Raw genomic sequence first — 8,604 nt, 5'->3', positions numbered from 1 at the left:
CATAGAGGCTCCATGTCAAGCCACTTCATAACAAAATCGCCCTTAAAGGATTTGTTCAAATTAGTGTTGACATTCCACTTTATATTCTAACTACAGGTAGGGCAGAAGTGTATAGACAAAGTTATGAGGGAGCGATGCTTTCCCTATATATTTATGATTCATATAGTTGTTTTGGGGAAATAGAAATTTTTAATGAAAAAATGAAAACACTCGGTGTTATTGCAAAACAAAATTGTGAAACGATAGCTATCCATAAAACAAAGGTTTATGAATGGATGAAAATCGATTTTAATTTTAATTTTTACATAATTAAACAACTTGCCTCAAAATTAACTTTAAGTTCAGATACTACGGCAAAATTATCATTGCTAACAGTTAAAGATCGTATCTTATTAAGTATACATAATCATTATAAAATCGGTGATTTAGATAACCTTACAAAGCAAATTTTATCAAGTGAGGTCTGTGCACCAATTAGAAGCTTAAATCGTTCAATAGCTCAGTGCATAAATGAGGGCGTTATAAGTTATAAAGATAAACAATTCTCTATAAATTCAATTGAAGAAATTGAAAAATACCTTAAAGATTTTTTATTAAGATAAAATTATGGATAATATTTGTTTTCACTTGGCTACGGTAGACTCTCCTCGTTTTTAGAGTCACTACCAACATTTAGGGGATTTTTCAAGCTTCTTTTAAATATGGTTCTTCTGTAGCTTTGTAATAAAGTTTGATCAAAAACCATCTCACAAACCAGCATTTTTCTATATATAAAAAACTCCATTTTGAAAAAAGATTGATCAAAATGGAGTCTTATATTGTAATACTAAGATTGATTTTTATAAAAAAAGATTGATTATTTTCTTCCTATGATGTTCAACAATCGCGCCCTATAATGGAATAACTGAGTAGTTTCTAATGGCTGGGTTCGTAATATAACAGCCACATTCTAAACTGTACTCGATATAGTAGACACTATAATGTATGGAAGGTCTTCAACAATCACCTCAGAACTGATAAACCACATCTCTTGTCGTAAGGAGATGCAAGTTTAGATTGCTTTTGGTAAATTTTTAATCAATTTTTCCAGTAGCAACTTGGCATAAATTCTTCCATTCGAGGAAGACTTCTCCTTTCGCTAGTTTATTAGTTCTTCAATTTATCCATACGTAATTTTATTTTTTGCTCTAGGATTTTTATTTTTATCAATAATCGATTCAAAGAGCCTATTCATAAGGATAAGAAGAAACCTATCATAAACTGTATTGTGAAATTCATCTTAACTGATTTAATACATATTTTAATCTTTTAGCATTACGGGTGAGGGAAACAATGGCTTATAGTCGATAGGTGAGGAAAGAGAAATTAGTGTAGTGGAGTTACCATATTTCATACTTTCATTTTCAAATAGTTCAAGTTCTTTTGTAGATTCAACTACTACTTTTATTAAGTAATTATATTCCCCACTTATACGATGACACTCTACCACTTTTGGTGTATTTTCACAATAATCAACAAAATTAAGACATTGTGTAGTTCGAAATAAAATAAAAGCTACTGTTGGCTTACCAATTTTATCATTTGATACAGCAGTCCTGTATTCTGAAATGATTCCTTGTTCCTCTAATCTTTTTACTCTTTCCGTTACTGCTGGTTGAGATAAACCTATAAGTTTACCAATAGAAGTCATTGACAACCGTGCATCTCCCTGTAAATGCATTAATATATCTTTATCTACGCTATCCAAAAAATCACCCTTTTAAAATAAAGTTAAATTAACAGAAACACCTTAATGTTAAAATCGATATCCCCTCTTTGTATAATTTTATCATTTAAATATACAATTTAATATTATAATTTTAAATTATATATAGTTTATTTCTTCTCCTTTTATAAATCAAAAGAAAAAGTTATAAAATAATTAGATTTTATAATCATTATTCTAATTATTCAAATGATTTATTATGTAAATTAGTTATTCATTTTATTAAAATTAAGTTGTTCTTTAAATTTGTATAGGATGTGATGAACAGATGTTAAAAGCAGATAAAGACATCATGGGATTGAGTAAAAGGGTTGATAGAGTAATAAACAAAGCGATTGAAAACAACAAAATCGTTGGTACGGTGACTTTAGTTAGCAAGGATGGTGACCTTATCTATAAGCGTATTGCAGGTTACGCTGATCGGGAAGAAAAAATAAAAATGGAACAGGATTCGATATTTCGCCTTGCATCTGTTACGAAACCAATCGTTTCTGCAGCAGCTTTAGTATTGGTATCAAAAGAAATAATTGGTTTGGATGATCCAATTACTAAGTGGCTTCCGAAATTTCAACCACGGTTAATAAATGGTGACAAACCTACTATTACTGTAAGGCACTTGCTTACCCACACTGCGGGATTGACATATGGATTTTTAGAGCCTGAAGGAGGAGGAGAATATAAAAAGGCAGGGGTTTCAGATGGAATGAACCTTTCAGGATTTTCTCTAGAAGAAAATTTACAAAGACTTTCCTCTGCCCCGTTATTATATACGCCTGGTACGAATTGGGGTTATTCCATAGCAGTAGACGTGTTGGGTGCAGTTATCAGTAAAGCTTATGGAGATTCGTTGCAAACATTAATTAAAACTCTAATAACTGACCCATTAAAAATGGCGAATACTTCATTTGATGTTAAAGATAAGCAAAGAATAGTTACCCAATATCTAAGTAATTTTCCTATTCCTAAAAGAATGGGTGATAAAGAAGTTGCTCAAGTATTTGAAGGGACCGTAGGCATAGTGTTTGAACCTGCTCGTGCATTCGATACCAGTGCTTTCCCGTCAGGAGGTTCCGGAATGAGTGGAACTGCAGAAGATTTTCTGTATTTCCTTGAAGAGTTGAGGTCAGGAGATTTTTTATTACCAAATGATATAAAAAATGAAATGACCAAGATTCAAACCGGAAATTTGCCATTAGCCAGCTGGCCTGGAAGAGGTTTTGGTTTAGGATTTACTTTATTGAAAGATCCCAAAGAAGCTAATACAAAAGAGTCCATTGGAACATGGAGATTAGGCGGAGCTTATGGACACTCGTGGTTTGTTGACCCTATAGAGAAATTAACAGTAGTTTCTTTTACAAATACTGCATTTGAGGGTATGGCTGGTCAATTTACTGTAGACTTAACCGATGCTATTTATGAGTGATATTAAATTAGTTTACTGGAAGAAAAGATGTTTTAATCAATTAAAAGAATAGTCTGACTTCAAAATGTTCCTATAAATTATAGGAACATTTCTTAATTAAGAGGTGCCTACTTATATATTTTCTTCTTTTTTATAGAAATTTACTTATGTATTTAAAGGATTGGATTATTAAATAAATAAAAGAGGTGTTCTTTCTATGTATAAAAATGGAAGTTTAACTACACGAAGTGCTACAATTGCCACTTCACCAGAACGCCTTCCGTGGAACGGTTTAATTGCTCTGGCGATGGCTGGATTTATCTGTATACTCACAGAAACTATTCCTGCTGGGTTATTAATAGAAATTGGTAATGGACTAGGAGTTACTGAATCCCTTGCTGGCCAACTTGTTACTTCATATGCTCTTGGATCATTATTAGCTGCTATTCCTTTAACTACAGCAACTCAAGGATGGAGAAGAAAACCATTGCTGCTTCTATGTATCGTGGGATTTCTTTTATTTAATACTGTTACAGCTTTTTCTTTTAATTATACTTTGACGTTAATAGCTCGCTTCTTTGCTGGTGTAACTGCAGGTATTCTTTGGGGAATGACTGCTGGATATGCCCGTTTAATGGCACCTGAATCACTTAAAGGGAAGGCTATGGCGGTAGCGATGGTCGGAACCCCTCTTGCTCTTGCATTTGGTGTTCCTCTTGGCACATTTCTTGGTTTCTATTTGGGCTGGCGCACTGTCTTCGGAATTATTTCACTTTCATCTTTATTATTAGTTATTTGGGTTCTATGGAAACTCCCAGACTTCCCTGGACAATCTACTGAAAAACGCATACCTCTATTGAAGGTATTAGTCACTCCAGGGGTAAGATCAGTACTATTTGTTATATTAGCATGGGTACTTTCACATAACATTCTTTATACTTATATTGCACCTTACCTTGACCATGTAGGACTAACCCAAAACATTGATATGATATTGCTTATATTTGGTACAGCAGCATTAGTAGGTATTTGGTTTACTGGAATATACATTGACCATAACCTACGTTTGTTGGTTTTAATCAGCCTTGCTGGATTCGGGTTGGCATCTGTGGCACTAGGTATTGGCATGAATCAATCCATTGTCATCTATCTTGCAATTACACTTTGGGGTCTTACATTTGGTGGAGCCGCAACACTACTGCAAACTGCGATTGCAAATGCTGGTGGAGATGGTGCAGATGTTGCTCAATCTATGCTTGTGACAACTTGGAACTTAGCTATTGGTGGCGGAAGTGTAGTTGGAGCGTTCCTTTTGGAAACCCTTGGAGTATTTTCCTTCCCATGGGCTATGTTCTGTATATTGCTAGTTGCATATATCGTTGTATGGAAAACTAAAACACCTGGTTTTACTGCAAAACAAAACTAGAACAAATAAGAATTGAACTCAAAAAAACATGCTATCCAATATTGGATTGTGTGTTTTTACTTTTCAGTTAGATACTTTTTGCATTCTTTTGTTAATGGTCAGGCAAGCACTTATATCCTTCAATTACAGTTTAAGTAATAATAGCTTTTTATAAATGTTCTCCCCCTCTAAAAAACTTAATTATAAAATTGAAATAGTATCAAACTTTATAGAAATGCTTGAGTATTATTATTCAACTATCCTGCCCGAGAGATAATCGTATCTAACTGAGGGAGCTTAAGTACATTTCTTCAAAATCTCACACCATCATTAATGGAAATATCTAGTAGTATTTAGGGGTTTTATTCCATTAAATGGCCCTTTTCATGAAGAAAGACGCTTTCATTATTTCAGAAAAGCGCCCGAATGTTGAATATTCTAGCTATTGTTTTTGGAAAGTCTATAGACGGAGAAAAAAAGAAATGTTAATCCTAAAAACAATAGAATTCCACCTGCAATCATATTTGCTATTATATATTTGGACTGAATGGAATTAAACTCTGCCGAATCCATACTACCACCCATAGAATCTAAATAAGCACTAGCTGCACCTGCTCCCAGATCAACACTAAACTTTAATACAAAAAAACCTACTAACGTGATAACCATTGTAAATATTAAAAAGCCATATTTCTTAATAAATTGCATCATATCCCCCCTGTCCACTATTTAACAAACTGGCCCTTTCCATGAATACAGACGCTTTCCCTATCAAGGAAAAGCGCCTGATTGTTGAAGATCGTTTATTCAATAAAAGCACCCGTTACTTTAAGTACATTTATTCACAAACTTTTTCTTTTATACAGTTCTTTAATATAGGCGCTACCCCTAGCTATGCATAACAACTTGAAATAAATAGTATAAGGATTCAACTCTCTTAGTACATAAATATTTTTTATAATTTCTTTTAATAGTGTCACACTTCCTTTTGAATAATTGTCTTAGTTGTTAGAGATATTAATCTTGTATTTATGATAATTAGGAGGTTTATTTTATGAAAATCTTACTTGCTGGTTCTACTGGTGTAATTGGAAAAATGGTGATTCCGATGTTAATAGAAGAAGGGCATGAAGTATTCGGGATGATTCGATCAGAAAAACATGTTAAAACAATGCAAGGAATGGGAGTAAAACCAGTAGTTGCAGATGCGTTTAATCGAAATAGTGTTTATGCAGCCTTAATTGAAACTCAGCCTGATGTTGTAATGCATCAACTTACTGCACTGAATAGTGGCGATATAAACGATAATTCAAAAATAAGGATAGAAGGAACAAGAAACCTTGTTGATGCTGCTAATCACGTTGGTGTAAAAAAAATAGTTGCACAAAGTATTTCATGGGCTTATGAACCTGGAAATACGCTAGCTACAGAAGAAACACCATTAGATATTTATGCCTCATTACCTCGCAAAACAACTATTGATGGAGTTATTTCTTTAGAGGAAAAGGTAAAAGAAATGCCTGATTTCATTATCCTTCGCTATGGTATATTATATGGCCCTGGAACCTGGTATTCTGTGAACGGTAAAATTGCTAAACAATTACAGAGACAAGAGTTATACGCAACAAACGGGATGACATCCTTTATCCATATAAAAGACGCAGCAAAAGCAGCAGTATTAGCTTTAAATTGGCAATCAGGAACTGTAAACATCGTAGATGATGAACCTGCAAAAAGTTCAATTTGGCTTCCCTATTTTGCTGATGCAATAGGGGCCCCTCTCCCTCCAATAAAAGATACATTTAATTCTTGGGAACGAGGAGCATCAAATGAGAAAGCAAAAAAACAATATGGCTGGGAACCTATTTACCCTTCTTGGACAAAAGGATTTAACTTGTTACATCATTAATTAATGATAGAAGTAGAAAATATTGAACAACAATATAAGAAGGTTAAATTTATGAAAATAAATAAAATTTATAAGTCTTTTATTTACACTTTTCTATCTGGACTTTTCACGTCTTGTTTCATATCGTTTATCCTTGTCTCTATAAACTTAGGATATAGCCATACATTTTTAATTTATTGGCTACGAATGTGGGGAGAAGCATTTTCTTGTGCTATACTTTGTGCTTACATTGTTCCAAGAATAATAAATAAACTTATGACAATCATTACTTTTGTAGAAAAATGATAGACAAAATAAAAAAATGTATGTAGAATGTTCCACTGATTACGATATGCATAACATTAGAGATGGAAGGGTTTATCATGTTGACCAATGATTTGAATATTGAAGACTTATATAAAGAATATAAGAATTATTGTTTATCCACAGCATACTATTTACTTGGTTCAATTACAGATGCCGAAGATATTGTTCAAGATACTTTTTTGAAATTAAAAGAACATGAAATGAATGAGAAAGAAATTACTAATTTAAAAGCTTATATTAATAAAATGATCGTTAACCGCTGTATGAATGAACTAAAATCAAGTAGAAAAAAGAAAGAAACTTATATTGGTACGTGGTTACCCGAACCTATACTACAGGAATTCAATAGTGAGCCTCTTGACAGTCTAATCCAGTCAGATCAATTAAGCTATTCATATATGGTACTCATCGAAAACCTTTTACCTAAAGAGAGAATAGCTTACGTATTAAGAAATGCTCTAGGGCTAAAGCATAGTGAGATTGCCTATATTCTAAATACAACGACTGTTAATAGCCGTAAGATATTGAGTAGAGCACAAATTAAAATGGGAAGAAAATGTGAAAGAGATTTGACTGTTAATCTTCAGAAAAATTATATAGAACAATTTATATTGGCATTATCCAATGGGAATATTCAAGGAGTAACCCACTTGTTATCTAATGATGTTCTATTTGCTGCTGATGGAGGGGGTAAAGTAAGAACGGCAATAAACATCATCGAAGGTAAAGAGCGAGTATTAGCGCTTATTTCAGGAATTTCAAAAAAGTTTTTCTTTGGAAAATGTGCTACTGCGGCTATAATAAATAATCAATATGGTATAGTAGTCACTGAAAATGAAAAAATAACAGGTGTTTTTTGTTTTGACTGGAATTCTTCATCCCAAACAATTAACAAGATTTTCTATGTAGTAGATCCAAATAAATTAAAATATAATCCTATGTAGGGATGCGTTATACGGATTGTTCTTTTTAAAGAACAATCCGTATTTATTTTCTTATTGAACTAACCTGCTGTAAAATGACAATAAAGTTTTTTAATTTTAAAAGCTCAAACAAGCATAACCCCGTAATTCAATTATTATAAAACAATGTTCACAGTTTTTATATACTTCCACAATTTCCAGAAAGCTTAGAGCGTACTTGTTTATTTACTCAACAATCTGGCCCGTTTGTGGAACAAGAAAAAGTACTGTAGCATATCAACTCAGGATTTTTAGTTAAACCTTTTCTATTAACGTCGCGACTTTATTTTAAACATCGCATCTTTTTTATAAACATCGTGACTTTATTTCAAATCTACATCTTCATGAGTTTGAATTTTATGTTTAATGAAATAGGTTTATTTTTCAATTAAAACACCCCTTTGTATAATCATATCCAAAGGGGTGAAACGATTACCTTTATTAAAAACGGTACATCTTTTTTATAACTTTATTTCAAACCTACACAACTGTAGCTTTGTAATAAAGTTTGATCAAAAATGTTACTAGAACCCCTACTTTATGGTAAATAGAAGAACCCATTTTGAAAAAAAGATTGATCAAAAGGGATTCTAGAGTTTTGCATCCAGATGAAATTTTTATAAAAAAGTTTGATCATTTTCTACGTGTGTTATTCCATTAAAGCGCCTTTAATGGAATAACAAGGAGTTTTTAGCTGGTTTCCTGACAGCTCGTTTAGTTCGATAAGAAATCCAAAATATCTTAAGAAGATATTTCATTTTTAACTGTTTACACTAGCGTCGCATTAAAATAATTCAACGTATTTCAAAAAACTGAATTTTCCGCAATATTATCCGTGCATAAAAAAAGCCTTTA

The 8,604-nt window shown here is 32.5% G+C and carries 8 protein-coding genes; 6 read left to right on the top strand and 2 right to left on the bottom strand.

The features are described 5' to 3' along the window. Nucleotides 1-35: 35 nt before the first annotated feature. Nucleotides 36-602, top strand: a complete 567-nt coding sequence (locus AC3WOM_RS25910) for a Crp/Fnr family transcriptional regulator (RefSeq protein ID WP_492448926.1) — start codon at nt 36-38, stop codon at nt 600-602. Between the two features lie 698 nt (nt 603-1,300). Here AC3WOM_RS25910 and AC3WOM_RS25905 read toward each other — a convergent pair. After that, a complete protein-coding gene (locus AC3WOM_RS25905) occupies nt 1,301-1,747 on the bottom strand; it encodes an Lrp/AsnC family transcriptional regulator (protein ID WP_427541302.1) in 447 nt (148 codons plus the stop codon). A 286-nt stretch (nt 1,748-2,033) separates the two neighbouring features. On the opposite strand from AC3WOM_RS25905, the gene AC3WOM_RS25900 reads away from it, so the two are divergent. Next, a complete protein-coding gene (locus AC3WOM_RS25900; RefSeq protein ID WP_492448925.1) occupies nt 2,034-3,188 on the top strand; it encodes a serine hydrolase domain-containing protein in 1,155 nt (384 codons plus the stop codon). A 196-nt stretch (nt 3,189-3,384) separates the two neighbouring features. Further along, nucleotides 3,385-4,593, top strand: coding sequence for an MFS transporter (locus tag AC3WOM_RS25895; RefSeq protein WP_427541308.1), 1,209 nt, complete (start codon nt 3,385-3,387; stop codon nt 4,591-4,593). 417 nt (nt 4,594-5,010) lie between these two features. Here AC3WOM_RS25895 and AC3WOM_RS25890 read toward each other — a convergent pair whose 3' ends face one another. Next, entirely contained in the window at nt 5,011-5,280 is a 270-nt protein-coding gene (locus AC3WOM_RS25890; protein ID WP_427541311.1) for a hypothetical protein, read from the bottom strand. Between the two features lie 346 nt (nt 5,281-5,626). Between AC3WOM_RS25890 and AC3WOM_RS25885 the strand changes: the two genes are divergently transcribed. The 3 genes from AC3WOM_RS25885 to AC3WOM_RS25875 all read left to right on the top strand — a co-directional run bounded on the left by AC3WOM_RS25885 (nt 5,627) and on the right by AC3WOM_RS25875 (nt 7,731). Continuing rightward, on the top strand, nt 5,627-6,481 hold the full coding sequence (locus tag AC3WOM_RS25885; RefSeq protein ID WP_427541314.1) for an NAD-dependent epimerase/dehydratase family protein: 855 nt from the start codon (nt 5,627-5,629) through the stop codon (nt 6,479-6,481). Between the two features lie 3 nt (nt 6,482-6,484). Beyond that, the gene (locus AC3WOM_RS25880) at nt 6,485-6,766 is read left to right on the top strand and encodes a DUF2798 domain-containing protein (protein ID WP_492448924.1); all 282 of its coding nucleotides are present in this window, start codon (nt 6,485-6,487) and stop codon (nt 6,764-6,766) included. A gap of 77 nt (nt 6,767-6,843) precedes the next feature. Further along, complete coding sequence (locus tag AC3WOM_RS25875) at nt 6,844-7,731, top strand: sigma-70 family RNA polymerase sigma factor (protein WP_427541320.1); 888 nt, start codon at nt 6,844-6,846, stop codon at nt 7,729-7,731. Nucleotides 7,732-8,604 lie beyond the last annotated feature (873 nt).

The sequence above is a fragment of the Lysinibacillus sp. FW301-JW8 genome (genome assembly GCF_058788755.1).
Note: the sequence above shows the minus strand (reverse complement) of the source record. Positions and strands in the feature narration are given on the sequence as shown.